Here is an 18240-nt window from a genome sequence, read left to right as displayed (position 1 = left end):
TGGCTTAACCGACCGTGAGGACGCCCGACGGGAGGAACCGTCATGGCGGCGGACGTGACGCGCCGGGCCGTCATCGCCGGCGCCGGAAGCGCCATGGCCGGAGCCGCCTGCATGGCTCGCCCCCAACCGGACACGCTCGCGGCCGCCGCTCGTCGGAGCGGGCGAACCTACGGCGCGGCCGTCGAGCTGAGAGCCCTACGGGAAGACTTCGCCTTCGCCGAGACGGTGATGCGCGAGTGCGACACCCTGACGCCGGAGCTCTCCCTGAAGTGGGACGCCATCGAACCCGAGCCGGGTCGGCCGGACCTGACCCGGATGGACGCCCTGGCGGCGTTCGCCCGTCGGCGGGGCAAACCGCTCTATGGTCACGCCCTCCTGTGGGACCAGAGCACGCCCGGCTGGGCGGCGTTCCAGATGCAGCGGGACCGGGACTGGGGGCTGGTTCACCGGCATTTCGCCCTGGTCACCGGCCGTTACGGCGAACAGGTCCGCCTGTGGGACGTGGTCAATGAGCCGGTGGAGCCCCAGCACCAGGCCGATGGCCTGAGGGAAAGCGCTTTCCTGGCGGCCTTCGGGCCGGACTACATCCGCCGCGCTTTCGACAGCGCCCGGAGCCTGGCGCCGAGCGCCGGGCTGCTGCTCAACGAGTACGGGCTGGAATACGACGACGCGATCGACGAGGCCCGTCGTTCCCGCCTGCTGCGGCTGATCGACGAGCTGCGGCGCACCGGGGCGCCCCTGGACGGCGTCGGGCTCCAAGGGCACCTGGACCTTCGGCGGGGCCACGTCGCCCAGGAGAAGGTGGCCGGCCTCGTGGAGGAACTGGCGTCGCGCGGCCTGTTCGTGCTCGTCACGGAACTGGATGTGAAGGAGGCTGAGTACGTCCTGCCTGCCGAGCGCCGGGACGCCGAGGCGGCGGCGGCGGTGAAGGCCTATCTGGACGCGGTGCTGGCTTCTCCCGCGGTCCGGAGCGTGACCACCTGGGGCCTGGCGGACCGCTATTCCTGGCTGAAGGTCACCGAGGACGACCGCGCGCGCTGGCCCATGGCGTGGCGCGATGGGACCGACCCGGGGCTCAACCGCGGCCTGCCCCTGGATGCGGCCCTGGAGCGCAAGCCGATGTATGTGGCGATCCGCGACGCTTTCCTCGCGGCGCCGCCGGCGGGGCGTGCGGGCGGTAGGAATCCTACCGGCGGCCTATCATCTGACGGGTCGATCAACTGACCGGCATGCGACCAAGGGCGGGCCGCCGGGCTGCGGCGAGGAGGTTGCAAGATGGCGGCAGCAAGCCGGATCGCGAGTAGGCTGGCGCTTGGCCTCATTTCCGCGAGCGTGCCCCTGGGGGCCTCCCTGGCCCAGCCGGGGCCCACGGTGTTCGGGGGCGTCGGCGTGGGCGCTGATCGACTGGCCTTCGCCGGGGTCACCGTACCCGTCGCCCGGATGAGCGGCGAGGGAGGCCTGGCCGTGCGCGGCATCGTCTCGGGCAGCGACAATCGCTACGACGGCCCGACCGGGCGCGTGAAGAGCGAGCAGGTGCGGGGCGAGGCGGCGCTGCTCTACCAGCGCTGGGGACCCTGGGGCTATTTCGACGCCGGAGTGGGCGCACGTTACACCGACACGGACCTGTCGCCCGATGATCCCGGCAATCCCAATCGGGGCAGCCAGTGGGACCCGATGGTGTCGATCAGCGGCGAGACCACCCCGGCGAGGGCCTGGCAGGTGGGGGGCTTTGCGTCCTACGGGTTCAATTCCGAGGACTATTATGTCCGGGCGGAGGTGACCCGCGCAGTGGGGCCGGGGTTCCGGCTCGGCGTCGAGGCGATCCTCGACGGCGATCCGAACTACGACCGCCAGAGGGCCGGGGCGGTGGCGGCGTTCGGCGGGGGCGACTGGCAGATCCGCTTCGCGGCGGGGGCGGCCGACTCCAAGGCCAGGGACGGGGCCTACGGCAGCGTCAGCCTGCGGCGGACCTTCTAGGGCCGAATGAAAAAGGGGCCGGCTTGGCCGGCCCCTTCCGCATCCTCAGAACTTGTAGCCGAGGCCGCCGGAGACGACCCACGGGTCGAGGTTCACCTTGGACTTGACGCCGTTGAAGCGGTCCTTGGCGTCGGTCTCGAAGAAGATCTTCTTCACGTCGACATTGACGCTCCAGCGGTCGCGCAGGGCGACGTCGACGCCGGCCTGCAGGGCATAGCCGAAGCCGTCGTCCACCTTCAGGCCGAAGCCGTTGTGGTCCTTCTCGCTGTAGAACAGCATGTAGTTCACGCCCGCTCCCACATAGGGGCTGACCCGGGCGGCCGGGGCGAAGTGGTACTGCAGCGACACCACCGGCGGCAGCACCCAGGTCTCCTGCACCTTCACGTCGGCGCCGGCGCCCTTGGCGCGGATGGTGTGCTCGGTGGTGCCGGCGATCACCTCGACAGCGACATTGTCGGTGAAGAAGTAGGTGAGGCCGAGGGTCGGCATGACGTCGTCGCTCACCTCGGCCTTCAGGCCGGTGGCCGCGCCGCCGAGGGTGGTGATCGGATCGCCAGCATCAGGCGCCACCACGCTCAGGCGGGTGTTCAGCATCACCGTGCCGGCGCTCTTGGGGGTGAAGTCCTGAGCCTGGGCGGCGCCCGCGGCCAGGAGGGTGGCGGCGGCGGCCAGGAAGACGGACTTGGCGGTCATAGGATATCCCCTTGTTCTTGGCGGCCTGGGGGAGGGCCGCCCTGACGTTGGGGTCGCAGGCGCCGGCAAGCTGCGCCTTGATCTGCCGCAAACCTCAGTCGGGGTGGGTCTTGCCCGCGACCCGGGTGGCGACCGGGGCGACGCGGCGGGCCGGGCGGACCGCAGCGACGAGGGCCGACAGGCCGGCCAAGGCGAAGCCGGCCGTGGCGTAGCACCAGCCGCAGTGGGGATGCGTCGCGTCGCCGCAGATGGCCGACAGCCAGGCCATGTGTTCGCGGGCGGCGTCCAAGGCGAGGGCGGCGCTCGCCAGCAGGATCACGCCGAGGAGAGCGAAGCCGCGACGCAGCAGCACGTCTTCGTCGAGATGGGGCTGGCGCGACATTAAAGACTCCTGCAGGGATGGGCGGCCGCGTTCTGGCTCGATGCGCCCGAGGGGTCGTTGACCGATATCAAGGCCGCAGATTCCGCATCGCGGCATGGACTGGGCGTCTCTCAACCGCCCGTTCGGATCCATGACCCAGGCAGTCGCACCTCCGGAGGACGCGCCGTTCGACGCGATCCTTCTCTACACATTCACCGGCCTGCTGGCCTTCGGATCGATCCTGGCGACGGCGTTCACGCCGGACCCGGCCTTCCGTTTCCACGGTTACGTCATGATCGCGGGCTTCGTGTCCGCGTTCCTGCTGATGACCGTCGGGCTAGGCTCGGGCCGCTTCCGGTCTGACCCCACCCGCTACAACGATGGCGTCGTCCGCGCCGGCGTCATCGCCACCATGTTCTGGGCCATCGCGGGCCTGGCGGCCGGCGTGTTCGTCGCCGCCCAACTCGCCTGGCCCAACCTGCTTTATTTCCCGGAGGCGGGCTGGCTTAACTTCGGCCGCCTGCGGCCGCTGCACACCAGCGCCGTGATCTTCGCCTTCGGCGGCAACGCCCTGATCGCCACGTCCTTCTACGTCGTCCAGCGCACCTGCAAGACCAGGCTCGCGGGGGGCGCCTGGCCGTGGTTCGTCTTCTGGGGCTACCAGCTGTTCATCGTCCTGGCGGCCACCGGCTACCTGGCCGGCATCACCCAGTCGCGGGAATACGCCGAGCCCGAGTGGTACGTGGACCTGTGGCTGACCATCGTCTGGGTCGCCTACCTGCTGGTGTTCCTGGGCACGATCTGGAAGCGCAAGGAACGCCACATCTACGTGGCCAACTGGTTCTACCTCGCCTTCATCATCACCATCGCCATGCTGCACATCGTCAACAACCTGGCGATGCCGGTGGGGCTGCTCGAGGCGAAGAGCTATTCAGCCTTCGCGGGCGTCCAGGACGCCCTGACCCAATGGTGGTACGGCCACAACGCCGTCGGCTTCTTCCTGACGGCCGGCTTCCTGGCGATGATGTACTACTTCGTGCCCAAGCGCGCGGAGCGGCCGGTCTATTCGTACCGCCTGTCCATCGTCCACTTCTGGTCGCTGATCTTCATCTACATCTGGGCCGGTCCCCACCACCTGCACTTCACGGCCCTGCCGCAGTGGACGCAGACCCTGGGGATGACCTTCTCGATCATGCTGTGGATGCCCTCGTGGGGCGGCATGATCAACGGCCTGATGACGCTCTCGGGCGCCTGGGACAAGGTCCGCACCGACCCCGTCATCCGCATGATGGTGGTGGCCATCGCCTTCTACGGCATGGCGACCTTCGAAGGGCCGCTGATGAGCGTCCGCTCCGTCAATGCGCTCAGCCACTACACCGACTGGACCATCGGCCACGTGCACTCCGGCGCGCTCGGCTGGAACGGCTTCATCACCTTCGCCTGCATCTACTGCCTGGTGCCGTGGCTGTGGAAGAAGGAGCGGCTGTACTCGACCGCCCTCGTCGAGTGGCACTTCTGGATCGCGACCACCGGCGTGCTCCTCTACATCTCCTCGATGTGGGTCTCCGGGATCATGGAAGGCCTGATGTGGCGGGAATACACGCCGCAGGGCTACCTCGCGAACGCCTTCGTCGAGACCGTGGCGGCCAAGCACATCCCCAACATCATCCGCACCCTCGGCGGTCTCATGTTCCTCGCGGGCGCGGTGATCATGTCTTACAACCTGTGGCGTACGATCCGCATGCCGAGCCCGGCCAAGGCTGAGCTCGAGACCCCGATCGCCGCGCCCGCCCCCGCCCTCGTGGCGGCTGAGTAAGGGCCGCGAACATGTGGAAAAAACACCAGAACCTCGAGAAGAACTCGATCTGGCTGGTGATCGGCATCCTGATCGTGGTGTCGATCGGCGGCCTCGTGGAGATCTCGCCGCTCTTCTACCTGGAGAGCACCGTCGAGAAGGTGGACGGCGTGCGGCCCTACACGCCGCTGGAGCAGGCCGGGCGGGACATCTATGTCCGCGAAGGCTGCTACGTGTGCCACTCGCAGATGGTCCGCCCGCTGCGGGACGAGGTCGAGCGCTACGGCCACTACAGCCTGGCGGCCGAGAGCATGTACGACCACCCCTTCCAATGGGGCTCCAAGCGCACGGGGCCTGACCTGGCGCGTGTCGGCGGCAAGTACTCCGACAGCTGGCACCGCGACCACCTGGTGGATCCGCGCTCGGTGGTGCCGGAGTCCAACATGCCGCCCTATCGCTTCCTGGCGGACAAGGACCTGGACTACCGCGCCATCGAGGCCCGGCTGAAGGCCCTGCGCAAGGTCGGCGTGCCCTACACCGACGCGCAGATCCAGAACGCCAAGCTCGACCTCGAGACCCAGGTCGACCCGTACGCCGGCGAAAAGTCAGGCCTGAAGCAACGCTACGGGGCCAAGGTCGCCCAGCGCGACTTCGACGGCGACCCGAGCCGGATCACCGAACTCGACGCCCTGGTGGCCTACCTCCAGGTGCTCGGGACCATGGTCGACTTCCGGACCTACAAGGCCGAGGACCCGGAGAACCTGCGATGAGCGGCCTGACCTACGAGACGGTCGCCCGGTTCGCCCAGCAGGGCGGGACCCTCTACTTCGCCGCCGTCTTCATCGCCGGCCTGATCTACGCGCTCTGGCCCAAGAACAAGGAGGCGTTCGAACGCCTCGCCCACCTGCCGCTCGAGAAGGACGAGAGCGATCATGTCTGAGCGCGAACGCGACGATCATTCCGGCGTCGAGACCACCGGTCACGAGTGGGACGGCATCAAGGAACTCGACAACCCGCTGCCGCGGTGGTGGCTCTGGGTGTTCTGGGGCACGGTCATCTGGGCGACCATCTACTGGGTGCTGATGCCGGCCTGGCCGGGCATCACCGGCTACACGAAGGGCCTGCGCGGCGCGTCCGACCGGGCCGCCGTGGCCCAGGAACTGGCCAAGCTCGACACCGTGCGCGGCGCCCAGGGCGCGCAGCTGAAGTCGGTGAGCCTGCAGCAGATCGAGCAGGACCCTGACCTGCAGGCCTTCGCCCTGCAGGTCGGCCAGTCGGTGTTCGGCGACAACTGCGCCACCTGCCACGGGGCCGGCGGTCAGGGCGCCAAGGGCTATCCGAACCTGCGTGACGACGTGTGGCTGTACGGCGGCTCGCTCGACGAGATCCACGAGACGATCCGGGTCGGCATCCGCTCGGGTCACTCGCAGGCGCGGGGCGAGACCGTCATGCCGGCCTTCGGGCGCGACCAGATGCTGCCGGCGGACCAGATCCGCGACCTGACCGAATATGTGGTGGCGCTCTCGGGCCGGAAGGCCGACCGGGCCGCCGTCGACCGGGCGCGTCAGACCTTCCTCGACCAGTGCAGCTCGTGCCACGGCGCGGGCGGGCAGGGCGATCCCACCAAGGGCGCGCCGGACCTGACCGACGCGGAGTGGCTGTACGGCTCGGATCGGGATTCCATCTACGAGCAGATCTGGAACGGGCGGAACGGGGTCATGCCCACCTGGGAGGCCCGGTTTAGCCCCGAGACCCTGAAGGCGCTCGCCGTCTACATCCACGCCAACGCCGGCGGTGGTGAAGACGAGGACGTCGGCGCCGGAGCCGGACAAGGCAAATGACCGTCGTCATCGATCGCGTGTCCAAGCAGGAGCCTGCCGAGCGGCAGGCTCCGGTCTCCGCCGCCGCCCGCGTGCGGCGCAAGAGCGGGGGCGGGGGCCTCTACGCCCCCCGGACGCCGATCTATCCCAAGCTGGTCCACGGGAAGTGGCGCACCATCAAGTGGGCGCTGCTGATCGTGATGCTGGGCATCTACTACATCACGCCCTGGCTCCGCTGGGAGCGGCCGGGCGCGTTGCCGGACCAGGCGGTGCTCGTCGATTTCGAGGGCGCGCGTTTCTACTTCTTCGGCATCCAGCTGTGGCCGCAGGAGGTGCACTTCATCACCGGCCTGCTGGTGATCTCGGCCCTCGGGCTGTTTCTGGTGACGGCCCTGTTCGGCCGGCTGTGGTGCGGTTACGCCTGCCCGCAGACGGTCTGGACGGACCTGTTCATCTATGTCGAGCGCGCCTTCGAGGGTGACCGCAACGCGCGGATGCGCCTGGACGCTTCGCCGTGGACCTTCAACAAGGTCTGGCGCAAGACCGGCAAGCACCTGACGTGGCTGGCCATCGGCTTCGCCACCGGCGGGGCCTGGATCTTCTACTTCCACGACGCCCCGACCCTGATCCGGCAGTACTGGGTGGGCGAGGCGCCGGCGACCGCCTACATCTTCTCGCTGCTGCTGACGGCCACGACCTATGTGTTCGCCGGCCACATGCGCGAGCAGGTCTGCACCTACATGTGCCCCTGGCCGCGCATCCAGGGCGCCATGCTCGACCACCACTCGCTGCAGGTGACCTACCGCTACGATCGCGGCGAGCCCCGCGGCCCGCACAAGAAGGGTGCGGGCTGGGAAGGCCGGGGCGACTGCATCGACTGCAACGCCTGTGTCACCGCCTGCCCGATGGGCATCGACATCCGCAACGGCCCGCAGCTGGAGTGCATCAACTGCGCCCTGTGCATCGACGCCTGCGACGAGATCATGAAGCGGGTGGGGCGGCCTGCCGCCCTGATCGCCTACGACACCGACAGCGCCGTCGCGGAGCGTCAGCGCGGGAATACGCCCCGCTACAAGCTGCTGCGTCCGCGCACCGTCTACTACGCCGTGGCCCTGGTGATGGTCTCGTCGCTGATGGTCTGGGGCCTGCTCAATCGCACGCCTCTGGACATGCATGTCCTGCGTGACCGCAACCCCACCTTCGTGCGCCTGCACGATGGGGCTGTCCGCAACGGCTATACCCTGAAGATCGCCAATCGCGGCTTCGAGCCGACGCCCGTCGAGGTGCGCTTCACCGGCGTCAAGGACGCCCGCGTGCGGACGCCGGGCCAGCCGGCGGACGACGTCCTGCGCGTCACCCTCGAGCCCAACGCGGTCACCGCCGTTCGCGTGTTCGTCACCGCCCAGCCCGAGGCGCTCGCCGCCTCCAGCCTCCCGGCCGCCTTCGAGGTGAAGGGCTCCGGCCGGACGGTCCAGGCCAAGACCACCTTCCTCTCCGGAGCTGCGAACGCCCCATGAGCGCGACCCATCCCGTCCAACCGCGTGGCTTCCGCTTCACCGGTTGGCATATGCTGTGGGGCGTGACCGCCTTCTTCGCGGTGATCATCGCTGTGGACGTGGTGTTCACCGTGCTGGCCGTGCGGACCTATCCCGGCCAGGTGTCGGTGACGCCCTACGAGGACGGCATCCTCTACAATCAGCGGATCGCCCAGCAGGAGGCCCAGGCGGCGCTCGGCTGGCGGGTGGCGGCCGAGGCCGAGCCGGGGCTGGTGGTGCTGACGGTGCAGGACGCCGAGGGGCGGCCGGTCCGCGGCCTGACGGTCACCGCCCGACTGGAGCGCCCCGCCACCGAGGCGGGCCGTCGAACCCCGACCTTCGTCGAGACGACGCCCGGTCGCTACGAGGGGACCACCGGCGCCATCGACGGCGCCTGGGACCTCACGGCCGAAGCGGTGGACGCGGGCGGGCGCCGCTTCGTCGCCGAGCGGAGGCTGACATGGCCCTGACCTATGACACGGGAGCCGCCGCCGACCTGTCGGCTTTCCTGCGTCGCAAGGACGACGGCGGCGCGTCCGTCGAGCTGCTGGTGCGCGGCGCCCGCTGCGCCGGCTGCCTCTCGAAGATCGAGCGGGAGGTGAGGGCGCTGCCCGGCGTCGCCCTGGCCCGGCTCAACCTCACCACCGGCAAGCTGACGGTGGAGTTCACCGATGCGAGCGCCGATCCGGGCCGCGTCGTCGCCGCCCTGGACCGCCTGGGCTATCCGGCCACGCCCTACGACCCCGGCCAGGCCCAGGCCGCCTACGACCGCGAAGGCCGCGCCCTGATCCTGGCCATGGCGGTGGCGGCCTTTGGGGCCATGAACACCATGATGTTCTCGGTGCCATTGTGGGCAGGGCTGTTCGGCCAGGAACTCGGCCCGGCCACCCGCACGGTGATGATGTGGCTGTCGGGGGCGGTTGGCGCGCCCTGCGCCATCTACGCCGGGATGCCGTTCTTCAGGTCGGCCTGGCGTTCGCTGAAGGCCGGCCGGGCCAACATGGACGTGCCGATCTCCATCGGCGTGATCCTGACCCTGGCCATCAGCTTCTCCGAGACGGTCCTGAAGGGCCGCGACGCCTATTTCGACGCCGCCGTCAGCCTGCTCTTCCTGCTGCTCATCGGGCGGTGGCTGGATCATCAGCTGCGCGCCAAGGCCCGCAGCGCCGCGGGCGACCTGCTGGCGCTGCAGGCGCCGGCCGCAACCCGCATCGAGGGCGGGGCCGAGCGCCGCGTGCCGCTCAGCGACCTGGCCCCGGGCGACATTCTCCTGGTCCGCCCCGGCGAGCGGCTGCCCGTCGACGCCATGGTCGAGGAAGGCGCGTCTGAACTCGACAACGCACTGCTCACCGGCGAGACGGCGCCTGTGGCCGTGACGCGCGGCGAGCTCTGCCGGGCGGGCGCGGTGAACCTCACCGGGGTCCTGCGCCTGAAGGTGGTCGCCCGGTCCGAGGACTCAGCCCTGGCGGGCATCGCCCGGCTGGTGGAGGCCGGCGCCCAGGCGCGCTCGCGCTACGTCCGCCTCGCGGACAAGGCGGCGGCGGTCTATGTGCCCGTGGTTCACACCGTCGCGGCCCTGACCTTCGTCGGCGGCTGGGCCCTGGGCCTGGGGCCGCGCGAAGCCCTGATCCGGGCGGTGGCGGTGCTGATCGTCACCTGCCCCTGCGCTCTCGGCCTGGCTGTCCCGGCGGTGCAGATCACCGCCTCGGCGCGTCTCTTCCGCAAGGGCGTGCTGGTGAAGTCGGGCGCCGCCCTTGAGCGTCTGGCCGAGGTGGACCATGTGGTGTTCGACAAGACCGGCGTTCTCACCGAGGGGCGGCCCGGGCTGGTCGATCCCGTTCCGGCCGTCGTGGCCCTGGCCGCGCCCCTGGCCCGCGCATCGCGCCATCCGCTGGCCCGCGCCCTGGCGGCCGAGGCGGGGCCTGGGCCGATGGCTACGGAGGTGCGTGAACACGCCGGCCTCGGCGTCGAAGGCGTCATCGACGGCCGCCGGGCCCGCCTGGGCCGGGCCGCCTTTGTCGGCGTGGCCAATCACGACCACACCGAGACCGAGCTGTGGTTCGGCTTCGATGGCGACATCAAGATCCGCTTCCGCTTCACCGACGCCCTACGCCCGGACGCGGCCGAGACGGTCAAGGCGCTCCGCGCGCGGGGCCTGACGGTGGAGATCCTGTCGGGCGACGCCCCCGCCGCGGTCGCCCGCATCGCCGAGGAGGCGGGGGTGGAAGCCTGGCGCGCGGGCCTGACGCCCGCCGAGAAGGCCGCGGCCGTGGACGCCTGCCGCGAGATGGGCCGCAAGGTGCTGATGGTGGGCGACGGCCTGAACGACGCCGCAGCCCTGGCCCGGGCCCATGCGGCCATGGCCCCCGGCACGGCCCTGGAGGCCAGCCAGAACGCCGCCGACCTCGTCTTCTCGGGCGAGGGGCTGACCGCGGTGGTCGAGGCCGTCGATCTGTCGCGCTCGGCCCGCTGCCGGGCGCTGGAGAACTTCGGCTTCGCGGCGCTCTACAACCTGGTGGCGGCGCCCGCGGCGATCCTTGGGTTCGTCAATCCCTTCGTGGCGGCCCTGGCCATGTCGGGCTCCTCGCTGGTCGTCACTCTCAACGCGCTCAGGACCGGGGGCCGCTGATGGAGATCCTGATGTTTCTGGCCCCGCTGTCGGTGGGGCTTGGCCTGATGGCGGTGGCCGCCTTTTGGTGGACCTTGCGAGACGGCCAGTACGAGGACCCCGTCGGCGACGCCAACCGCATCCTGGTGGATGATCCGGAGGACCGGCCGCTCGTCTGACCGCGCCCTCCGAGAGCGTTGATCCAGATCACGGCGCGCCCGTGCAGACGGGGTGATCAGGGGGCATGAGCCTCGCCTTCGCCCCCCAGCCCTCGCTCGCTGACATCGTCGCCCGTTACGACGGCCGCGCCCCCCGCTACACGAGCTATCCCACGGCCGTGCAGTTCACGCCGGAGGTGGACGAAGCGGCCTACCGGGCCTGGCTGGCCCAGCTGCCGGATGACGAGGCAGTCTCCCTCTATCTGCACATCCCGTTCTGCCAGCGGCTGTGCTGGTACTGCGGCTGCAACACCCGGGCGGTGAACCGCCACGAGCCGATCGGCGAATATGTCCAGCTGCTGCTCGCCGAACTCGCCCTTCTGGAGCGGGCTTTGCCGGGGCGCATGAAGGCCAGCGCCGTCCACCTGGGCGGCGGCACGCCCAACATGCTGAACCCCGACGAGCTGGCGGCCCTGTTCGGGGCGCTGAAGCAGGCGTTCCGCTTCACGCCGGGCTACGAGATCGCGGCCGAGCTGGACCCGGCGGTGCTCACCCCGGCCTGGGTGGATGCGGCCGCCTTCCACGGCCTCAGCCGCGCCAGCCTCGGCGTCCAGAACCTGGATCCCAAGGTGCAGGCGGCGGTGAACCGGCCCGAACGGTTCGAGGACATCGCCCGCTGCGTGCGCTGGCTGCGCGAGGCCCAGGTCGGCTCCATCAACATCGACTTGATGTACGGCCTGCCCCACCAGACGGTGCAGGGCACGATCGACACTATCGACGCGGTCACCAGCCTTCGCCCTGAGCGGATCGCCCTGTTCGGCTACGCCCATGTGCCGTGGATGAAGGCTCACCAGCAGCTGATCGAAGAGGCGGCCTTGCCGGGGGCGGCCGAGCGGCTGGAGCAGAGCGAGGCGGCGGCGGCCCGCCTGGAGGCCCTGGGCTATGTGCGGATCGGCCTCGACCACTTTGCGGCCCCGCACGACCCCATGGCCAAGGCCCTGACCGAGGGCCGTCTGCGGCGCAACTTCCAGGGCTACACGACCGACGCGGCCCAGACCCTCCTGGGCCTCGGCGCTTCGGCCATCGGCTCTCTGCCGCAGGGATTCGTGCAGAATATAACCCAGGAGCTGGGCTGGCGGGCGGCGGTGCGAGAGGGGCGGCTGCCCGTGGCCCGGGGCGTGGCTGTGACCCCCGACGACCGCTTCCGTGGCGAGATCATCGAGCGGCTGATGTGCGACCTGCAGGTGGACCTGGATGCGGTCTGCGCGCGCCATGGCCGTCGCCGCGAGGACGTGGCCGCATGCACGGCGCGGCTGGCCCCGTTCGTGCAGGACGGGTTGGTGCGCATCGACGGCGGGCTGATCGAGGCCGTGGGCGCCGGGCGACTGGTGATCCGGTCGATCGCGGCGGTGTTCGACGCGTACTTCACCCCCGACTCCGGACGCCACTCGCGGGCTATCTGAGCCTGTTCAGGCGTCGAGGGCGGCGCGGATGTGCTCCAGCAGAACGTCGCCAAGCAGGGGTTTTTCAACGATCGGCGCGGCCACGGCCTTCGCGCCTTTCCGGACGGCTTCGCCCGGATGGGTGGTGATCATCACGGCGGGCAGGGTGACGCCGCGGCGGCGCAGCTGGCCGAGGGCGTCCAGGCCGCTGACGTTCGGCAACCGGTCGTCCACCACCAGACAGGTCCCGTGCGCCGGCAGCGACCGCCGCAGAAGGTCTTCGCCGTCGGCGCAGGTGGCGACGTCGAAGCCCTCGGCCTCCAGGGAGAACTTCAGGGCGTCGCAAAGGGCGGCGTCCGCATCGGCGACGACCACCAGGGGGCGTGAGTCGAAGGGCGACAAGGGAGCCGGCATGCGGCTGAGCGTGCCAGGGGCGCGCCAGCGGCGCCTTGACGCAGCGCAATCCGCTCAGAAGCGGGCGAGGAGGGCCATCCGCACTAGGTCCGAGAGGCTCCCGGCGCCGGTCTTGGTCATGACGTTGGCGCGATAGACCTCCACTGTGCGCGGGCTGATCCCGAGCTCCATGGCGATCACCTTGTTGGGCTTGCCGGCCACCACGCCGTGCAGCACGTCCTTCTCGCGCGGCGAGAGGGAAGCCAGCATGGTCTCGAACCGCTGGCGTTCGGCCTCCTGGCGCTGGGCTTCTTCGTTGCTGTCGAGGGCGGCGGCCACGGCGGCCAGCAGCACCTCGTCATTGAACGGCTTTTCCAGGAAATCCTTCACCCCGGCCTTCATCGCCTCCACCGCCAGGGGCACGTCGCCGTGGCCGGTGAGGACGATGACCGGCAGGCTGACGCCCTCGGCCTTGAGCCGGCGGACGAGATCAAGCCCGCTCATCTCGGGCATCCGCACATCGGTCAGGATGCACCCCGGTTCGAGGGTCTTCAGATGCTGCAGGAACTGGGGGGCGGACTCGTAGGTGCGGGCGGCGTAGCCGGCGGTGTCGAGCAGGAACTCCAGCGACTGACGCATGGCCTCGTCGTCGTCGATCACATGGACAAGACCATTACTCAATGTCGCTAAGCTCCTCGTCACGCACACGCCGAAGCGTGAAGTGGAAGATAGCACCGCCCCCTGGGTTGGCCTCAACCCAGATGCGGCCGCCGTGGGCCTCCACGATGGTGCGGCTGATCGACAGGCCCACGCCCATGCCCTCGCGCTTGGTGGTCACGAACGGCTGGAAGAGCTGGTCGGCGACCTCGGGGCTCACGCCGGGCCCGGTGTCGGCCACCCATACCTCGGCCATGTCGTCGTCGAACGGGCGGGTCCCCACCTCAAGTTCGCGACGCGGCGAGTCCTCCATGGCGTCGATGGCGTTGCGCATCAGGTTGAGGACCACCTGCTGGATCTGCACCTTGTCCGCGAGGACCAGGCTGACCCGCGGGTCGATCAGGAAACGCAGGCGCACGCCGCGCTCCTTGGCCCCGATCATCGCCAGGGCGCCGGCCTGTTCGAGGAGGTCCGGCAGGCTCTCGAGCCGGCGCTCGGTCTCGCCCTTGGAGACGAAGTCGCGCAGGCGGCGGATGATCTGGCCGGCCCGCAGGGTCTGTTCGCCGGCCTGCACGAGGGCGTCGCGGATCTTGGCCTTGTCCAACGGCTCCCGGTCGAGGAGGCGCACCGACCCCTTCACATAGTTCGAGGTGGCCGACAGCGGCTGGTTCAGCTCGTGCGCCAGGGCCGAGGCCATCTCCCCCAGGGCGGTGAGGCGGGCCACGTGGACCAGTTCGGATTGCAGGTCCTGAAGTCGCCGCTCGGTGCGCTGGCGTTCGGTCAGGTCGCGCACGAAGCCGGTGAAGTAGCGTCGGTCGCCCGACCGCATCTCGCCCACCGCCAGCTCCATGGGGAAGGTCGAGCCGTCCTTGCGCTCGCCGACCACCACGCGCCCGATGCCAATGATCCGCCGCTCGCCGGTGGCGATATAGCGGTCGAGGTAGGCGTCATGCGCCTCCCGGTGCGGGGTCGGCATCAGCAGGCTGACGTTCCGGCCCACGGCCTCGGCGGCCGTCCAGCCGAACAGCCGTTCGGCGGCTGCGCTGAACGACTGCATGATCCCGTGCTCGTCGATGACGATCATGGCGTCCGGCACGGTGTCGAGGATCGAGCGCAAATGGGCCTCGCGGGCCTCGAGGTCGTCCAGGGCGTGGGCGGTGTCGGCGGCGGCGCGGCGCAGGAACGAGCCGGCCACGCCGCTGGCGAGACCAAGGGCGAGGAAGACGGCGGCGCTGATGAGGTTGGAGGCGTCCTCGAACAGCGCCGGCCCCAGCAGCACGGAATTGATCACCAGCGCCAGCAAGGTGGCGGCGAGGGCTGGGCCGAACCCGCCGGCCACTGCCGAGGCCATCAGGGCGGGCACGAACAGCAGGAACACCACCCGGCTATGGAAAAGGGGCTCGAGGGCCACCGTGGCGGCGGCGCAGAGAATGGTAGCGGCCAGTGCGACGCCGTAGCCGAGGGCGGGGTTCATGCGGGCGCGACGGCCCGGGGGCGGCGCCATCTAGGCCAAGCCTCCAGCTGCGGCGCGCACGTCAGGCCAGGCCGTCATCGCCTCGATCCCCAAGGACATCCTCCACATAGACCATGCGCACCACCACATAGGCCACCACGGCGAGCGGCGTCGCGAAGAGCACCCCCAGCGGCCCCAGGAGCACCCCCATGGCGAGCACGGCGAAGAGCGTCACCGCCATGGGCAGCTCCACCATCTGCCGCATGACCAGCGGCGTGAACAGATTCGCCTCCAGCTGCATGGCTCCGACGTAGACAAGGGCCGTCCAGGCCAGGGTCTCCCAGCCAGCTCCGGCGGCGAGAATCAGGCCGGGGATGGTGGAGACCATGGGGCCGACCACGGGCACGAACTGGCCGACGCCGGCCACCACGCCCAGCGCCAGGGGCGAGGGGACGCCCGCCAGCCATAAGCCGACGCCGGTGGTGACGCCCACCAGCAGCATGGAGATGAGCTGGGCCACAAGCCAGCGGTTCAGCGCCTTGCCGCAGGCGAGCAGCACCGCCTCGGCGCGCGGCCGCCAGGCCTTGGGCGCCAGACGGAGCAGGCCGCCGAGGTAGGTCCGCGGGTGGAAGGCGAGGTAGAGGCCGGCGAACAGGACGATCAGAGCCGCCGCGCCGCCGGCCGCCGAGCTGCGGATCAGGCGGGCCCCCAGCTGCATGACCAGCCCCTCCGCCGGGCGCAGGTCGCGCAGCTCGTCGAGGAGGTACGCGCCCAGGGGCGAGCGGGAGAGGTCGGCCTGCAGAGCGTCCCAGGCGCGCGGGAGGAGTTCGCTGAGCGCCGCGAGCTGGACGGCCGCCTCTCGCCCGAAGAGCCAGAGCATCGCCGTGACGGCGGCGGTGACGCCGCCCACCGCGGCCGTGAGCGCCCAGCGTCGGGACAGGCCCGCCCGCTTCACCAGCGGATCGGCGAGGGCGTGAAGCAGCACGGCGGTGAGCACCGCGCCGAAGGCCAGCAGCAGCACATCGGCGAGGCGCACGATCAGCAGGGCGAGGACCAGGAGCGCGCCGATGCTGGCCGCCCGCCCCATGAAGAGATCCGCCGGCCGCCGCGGCCGGGACGTCTCGTCACTCATCCGCCCACCTCCGGACCGCCATGCTCGCCTGTTGAAGCGGCGAGCACCAGGGGCAAGAGGGCTAATAAAGAAGACGCCGGATGGAGGTCCATCCGGCGTCTGCGCGTCGTCGTGTCGGGGGAAGGTAGGTCCACGTACGGCGCGATCAGTCGACCAGTTCCTCCAGCGCGTCCCACTTGCGCACGTGGAAGCGACGGAAGGTCGGAAACGCGACGATGTCCTCCTCCTGGAGCTGGGTCAGCATCCGGGAGACGGTCTCGATGGTCAGGCCGAGGTAGTCGGCCATGTCCTGACGGCCCATGGGCAGTTCGACGCCGTCGGCGGCGTGGTTCTGGGCCAGGCTCATGAGGAAGGCGGCGACCCGTTCCCGGGCGCTGCGGCGGCCCAGCAGCAGGACGTGGTCCTGGGCCCGTTGCAGCTCGCGGCGCGTGGCCTCCAGGATGGCGCGGTCGAGCTCGGTGTCGCCGGCGAAGGCGCGGACCGAGCTGCGGCGCACCCGCTGGACCTCGCATTCGGTCAGGGCCTCGGCCGAGAACTGGTGCTCGGGCCCGACCTCAAGACCGAAGAGGTCGCCGGGATAGTAGAAGTCGCCCACCTGCCGGCGGCCGTCGGCGGCCACCCGGGTCGTGCGGACGACGCCGCGGACCAGGCGATAGAGGTATTCCACGTCGTCGCCCTGAGCATAGATCTCTTCGTCCCGCTCGAAGGTCGACTTGGCGCCCAGGCGGTCCATAGCCTCCACGAGGGCGGCGGCGGGGCGGGCGGTGCGAGGATCGTCGAGGTCGTAGGCGAGGGTCATCGGAGGTGGTCCTTCGTGATGACGAAGGGGTACGCGCGAGACCTGCGCCGGAAAATTCGGGTCGTCCCCCTAAGGGGCGTCCCCTACGTAGTGATACGGAGGGCCGCCGGGGCCGCGGGTTTGATCCCCGTCACAGTCGGGTCTTCAAGCGGTCGTCTACCCATGTTGTGACAGCAAGGAGGTCGGACATGGATGTCACCGGAACCACCTGGATCGTCGCCGCCGATGGGGTGCAGGCCCGCGTCTTTGAGGAGCGGGTGCGGGCCGGCGAGGTGCGCGAGCGGACCGACCTGCGTCTCGTGGCGGATGACGGCGATCATCCCGGAGCCCATCGACATGTCTCCGCCGCCCACGGCGAGCCGGGCCGGGAAGCCGCGGACGAGGCTGAGCGCCGTTTCCTGCGCCGGGTGGCGGAGGCGCTGGAACGCGCGGCCCAGGCGGGCGCCTACGAGCGTCTGGCGATCCTGGCGCCGCCGCGGGCTCTGGGCATGCTGCGCGGCGAACTCGGGCCGGCAGCCCAGCGCCGGCTGGAGGTCTGCGACCCGCACGAGCGGATCCGGGACGATGCCGACGCCATCCGCCAGCACCTGCGTGAGGCGCGCGCCCGCACCTGAGCTTGACGAAGATCAAGGCGCAGGCGGGCGGTCGGAGCGAGCCTTGGGGCCAAGGTTCCGATCCGAGGACAATCCGACGTCTGACGCGCCTCTCGCCCGCGACCTACGGCACGCTGTCGGAGAGGGCGCCAAGGACCTGGTGCGCAAGGCTGCTCAGGAAGTTCGGGACCACCCGGTCGCCTCTGCGGCGGTGACGCTGACCGTCGCCGCGGCTCTGATCTCTGTCCTGTCGAGCGGACGGAGAAAGGTCGCCTGAGGGCGGCAGCGGCCCCTGGGCTGCGACTGATCGAGATCAAGGCCGCTACCCCAAGAGCGGCCGATGATCCTGATCTCGCTAGTACCAGGGGCCGCCCTTTCATGGATTACCGTCACGCCTTTGCCGCCGCGCTCTCCAAGGTTCAGGCCGAGGGTCGCTATCGTGTGTTTGCGGACCTGAAGCGTCATCGAGGGGAGTTTCCGAAGGCGACGTGGACGAAGCCGGACGGGACGCAGGCCGAGGTGACGGTCTGGTGCTCGAACGACTATCTGGGCCAGGGCCAGAACCCGGTGGTGTTGGATGCGATGCACCAGGCCATCGAGGAGGCTGGGGCCGGTTCGGGGGGCACCCGGAACATCTCGGGGACGACGCGCTATCACGTGGAGCTGGAGCGCGAGCTGGCGGATCTGCACGGCAAGGAAGCGGCGCTGCTGTTCACCTCGGGCTATGTGTCCAACGAGGCGACGCTGTCGACGCTCTACAAGATCCTGCCGGGCCTGCAGGTGTTCTCGGACGAGCTGAACCACAACTCGATGATCTCGGGGAT

Annotated in this window: 20 protein-coding genes; 13 read left to right on the top strand and 7 right to left on the bottom strand. The window is 70.1% G+C overall.

The features are described from left to right. The first annotated feature begins 42 nt into the window (after positions 1-42). Together BO64_RS00100 and bcsS are read left to right on the top strand one after the other, a co-directional pair. Positions 43-1224, top strand: coding sequence for an endo-1,4-beta-xylanase (locus tag BO64_RS00100; RefSeq protein WP_496401229.1), 1182 nt, complete (start codon positions 43-45; stop codon positions 1222-1224). A gap of 51 nt (positions 1225-1275) precedes the next feature. Beyond that, on the top strand, positions 1276-1977 hold the full coding sequence (bcsS, locus tag BO64_RS00095) for a cellulose biosynthesis protein BcsS (RefSeq protein WP_496401228.1): 702 nt from the start codon (positions 1276-1278) through the stop codon (positions 1975-1977). 45 nt (positions 1978-2022) lie between these two features. On the opposite strand, the gene BO64_RS00090 is transcribed toward bcsS, so the two are convergent. Continuing rightward, positions 2023-2670, bottom strand: a complete 648-nt coding sequence (locus BO64_RS00090; protein WP_496401227.1) for an OmpW/AlkL family protein — start codon at positions 2668-2670, stop codon at positions 2023-2025. A gap of 94 nt (positions 2671-2764) precedes the next feature. Further along, on the bottom strand, positions 2765-3052 hold the full coding sequence (locus BO64_RS00085; protein ID WP_496401226.1) for a hypothetical protein: 288 nt from the start codon (positions 3050-3052) through the stop codon (positions 2765-2767). 130 nt (positions 3053-3182) lie between these two features. Between BO64_RS00085 and ccoN the strand changes: the two genes are divergently transcribed. The 9 genes from ccoN to hemN all read left to right on the top strand — a co-directional run bounded on the left by ccoN (position 3183) and on the right by hemN (position 12410). Further along, positions 3183-4847: a cytochrome-c oxidase, cbb3-type subunit I gene (ccoN, locus tag BO64_RS00080; protein ID WP_496401225.1), complete on the top strand. Its 1665-nt coding sequence runs from the start codon at positions 3183-3185 to the stop codon at positions 4845-4847. A gap of 11 nt (positions 4848-4858) precedes the next feature. Then, positions 4859-5596, top strand: coding sequence for a cytochrome-c oxidase, cbb3-type subunit II (gene ccoO, locus BO64_RS00075; RefSeq protein WP_496401224.1), 738 nt, complete (start codon positions 4859-4861; stop codon positions 5594-5596). Beyond that, positions 5593-5766 (top strand): cbb3-type cytochrome c oxidase subunit 3, encoded by a 174-nt coding sequence (locus tag BO64_RS00070; protein ID WP_496401223.1) that lies wholly within the window; start codon positions 5593-5595, stop codon positions 5764-5766. Before ccoO ends, BO64_RS00070 begins: the two co-directional genes overlap by 4 nt. Beyond that, complete coding sequence (gene ccoP / locus BO64_RS00065) at positions 5759-6667, top strand: cytochrome-c oxidase, cbb3-type subunit III (RefSeq protein ID WP_496401222.1); 909 nt, start codon at positions 5759-5761, stop codon at positions 6665-6667. The genes BO64_RS00070 and ccoP overlap by 8 nt, the downstream gene beginning before the upstream one ends. After that, the gene (gene ccoG / locus BO64_RS00060) at positions 6664-8163 is read left to right on the top strand and encodes a cytochrome c oxidase accessory protein CcoG (RefSeq protein WP_496401221.1); all 1500 of its coding nucleotides are present in this window, start codon (positions 6664-6666) and stop codon (positions 8161-8163) included. The genes ccoP and ccoG overlap by 4 nt, the downstream gene beginning before the upstream one ends. Beyond that, positions 8160-8651: a FixH family protein gene (locus BO64_RS00055; protein WP_496401220.1), complete on the top strand. Its 492-nt coding sequence runs from the start codon at positions 8160-8162 to the stop codon at positions 8649-8651. Before ccoG ends, BO64_RS00055 begins: the two co-directional genes overlap by 4 nt. Further along, positions 8642-10810, top strand: coding sequence for a heavy metal translocating P-type ATPase (locus tag BO64_RS00050; RefSeq protein ID WP_496401219.1), 2169 nt, complete (start codon positions 8642-8644; stop codon positions 10808-10810). Before BO64_RS00055 ends, BO64_RS00050 begins: the two co-directional genes overlap by 10 nt. Then, a complete protein-coding gene (gene ccoS, locus BO64_RS00045; RefSeq protein ID WP_496401218.1) occupies positions 10810-10968 on the top strand; it encodes a cbb3-type cytochrome oxidase assembly protein CcoS in 159 nt (52 codons plus the stop codon). The genes BO64_RS00050 and ccoS overlap by 1 nt, the downstream gene beginning before the upstream one ends. A 65-nt stretch (positions 10969-11033) precedes the next feature. After that, on the top strand, positions 11034-12410 hold the full coding sequence (gene hemN, locus BO64_RS00040) for an oxygen-independent coproporphyrinogen III oxidase (protein WP_496401217.1): 1377 nt from the start codon (positions 11034-11036) through the stop codon (positions 12408-12410). Between the two features lie 6 nt (positions 12411-12416). Here hemN and BO64_RS00035 read toward each other — a convergent pair whose 3' ends face one another. From BO64_RS00035 to BO64_RS00015, 5 genes are all read right to left on the bottom strand, one after another. Continuing rightward, entirely contained in the window at positions 12417-12803 is a 387-nt protein-coding gene (locus BO64_RS00035) for a response regulator (protein WP_496401216.1), read from the bottom strand. A 54-nt stretch (positions 12804-12857) separates the two neighbouring features. After that, a complete protein-coding gene (fixJ, locus tag BO64_RS00030; RefSeq protein WP_496401215.1) occupies positions 12858-13463 on the bottom strand; it encodes a response regulator FixJ in 606 nt (201 codons plus the stop codon). Continuing rightward, positions 13456-14943, bottom strand: a complete 1488-nt coding sequence (locus BO64_RS00025; RefSeq protein ID WP_496401214.1) for a PAS domain S-box protein — start codon at positions 14941-14943, stop codon at positions 13456-13458. Before BO64_RS00025 ends, fixJ begins: the two co-directional genes overlap by 8 nt. 31 nt (positions 14944-14974) lie before the next feature. Next, complete coding sequence (locus tag BO64_RS00020; RefSeq protein WP_496401213.1) at positions 14975-16024, bottom strand: AI-2E family transporter; 1050 nt, start codon at positions 16022-16024, stop codon at positions 14975-14977. A 145-nt stretch (positions 16025-16169) separates the two neighbouring features. Continuing rightward, positions 16170-16823, bottom strand: a complete 654-nt coding sequence (locus BO64_RS00015; protein WP_496401212.1) for a helix-turn-helix domain-containing protein — start codon at positions 16821-16823, stop codon at positions 16170-16172. Between the two features lie 188 nt (positions 16824-17011). On the opposite strand from BO64_RS00015, the gene BO64_RS00010 reads away from it, so the two are divergent. Both BO64_RS00010 and BO64_RS00005 read left to right on the top strand, forming a co-directional pair. Continuing rightward, a complete protein-coding gene (locus tag BO64_RS00010) occupies positions 17012-17437 on the top strand; it encodes a host attachment protein (protein ID WP_496401211.1) in 426 nt (141 codons plus the stop codon). Between the two features lie 357 nt (positions 17438-17794). Continuing rightward, on the top strand, positions 17795-18240 hold a 446-nt coding region (locus BO64_RS00005), incomplete at its 3' end, for an aminotransferase class I/II-fold pyridoxal phosphate-dependent enzyme (protein ID WP_496401210.1).

The sequence above is a fragment of the Phenylobacterium composti DSM 19425 genome, assembly GCF_059568645.1.
This window is presented reverse-complemented; position numbering and strand designations above follow the sequence as displayed.

Coding starts and splice junctions, on each gene's coding strand:
- BO64_RS00055 (WP_496401220.1), top strand. CDS start 8,160: ATGAGCGCGACCCATCCCGTCCAACCGCGTGGCTTCCGCTTCACCGGT.
- ccoN (WP_496401225.1), top strand. CDS start 3,183: ATGACCCAGGCAGTCGCACCTCCGGAGGACGCGCCGTTCGACGCGATC.
- BO64_RS00090 (WP_496401227.1), bottom strand. CDS start 2,670: ATGACCGCCAAGTCCGTCTTCCTGGCCGCCGCCGCCACCCTCCTGGCC.
- BO64_RS00010 (WP_496401211.1), top strand. CDS start 17,012: ATGGATGTCACCGGAACCACCTGGATCGTCGCCGCCGATGGGGTGCAG.
- bcsS (WP_496401228.1), top strand. CDS start 1,276: ATGGCGGCAGCAAGCCGGATCGCGAGTAGGCTGGCGCTTGGCCTCATT.
- BO64_RS00070 (WP_496401223.1), top strand. CDS start 5,593: ATGAGCGGCCTGACCTACGAGACGGTCGCCCGGTTCGCCCAGCAGGGC.
- ccoG (WP_496401221.1), top strand. CDS start 6,664: ATGACCGTCGTCATCGATCGCGTGTCCAAGCAGGAGCCTGCCGAGCGG.
- ccoP (WP_496401222.1), top strand. CDS start 5,759: ATGTCTGAGCGCGAACGCGACGATCATTCCGGCGTCGAGACCACCGGT.
- hemN (WP_496401217.1), top strand. CDS start 11,034: ATGAGCCTCGCCTTCGCCCCCCAGCCCTCGCTCGCTGACATCGTCGCC.
- BO64_RS00025 (WP_496401214.1), bottom strand. CDS start 14,943: ATGGCGCCGCCCCCGGGCCGTCGCGCCCGCATGAACCCCGCCCTCGGC.
- BO64_RS00050 (WP_496401219.1), top strand. CDS start 8,642: ATGGCCCTGACCTATGACACGGGAGCCGCCGCCGACCTGTCGGCTTTC.
- BO64_RS00035 (WP_496401216.1), bottom strand. CDS start 12,803: ATGCCGGCTCCCTTGTCGCCCTTCGACTCACGCCCCCTGGTGGTCGTC.
- ccoO (WP_496401224.1), top strand. CDS start 4,859: ATGTGGAAAAAACACCAGAACCTCGAGAAGAACTCGATCTGGCTGGTG.
- ccoS (WP_496401218.1), top strand. CDS start 10,810: ATGGAGATCCTGATGTTTCTGGCCCCGCTGTCGGTGGGGCTTGGCCTG.
- BO64_RS00020 (WP_496401213.1), bottom strand. CDS start 16,024: ATGAGTGACGAGACGTCCCGGCCGCGGCGGCCGGCGGATCTCTTCATG.
- BO64_RS00085 (WP_496401226.1), bottom strand. CDS start 3,052: ATGTCGCGCCAGCCCCATCTCGACGAAGACGTGCTGCTGCGTCGCGGC.
- BO64_RS00100 (WP_496401229.1), top strand. CDS start 43: ATGGCGGCGGACGTGACGCGCCGGGCCGTCATCGCCGGCGCCGGAAGC.
- BO64_RS00015 (WP_496401212.1), bottom strand. CDS start 16,823: ATGACCCTCGCCTACGACCTCGACGATCCTCGCACCGCCCGCCCCGCC.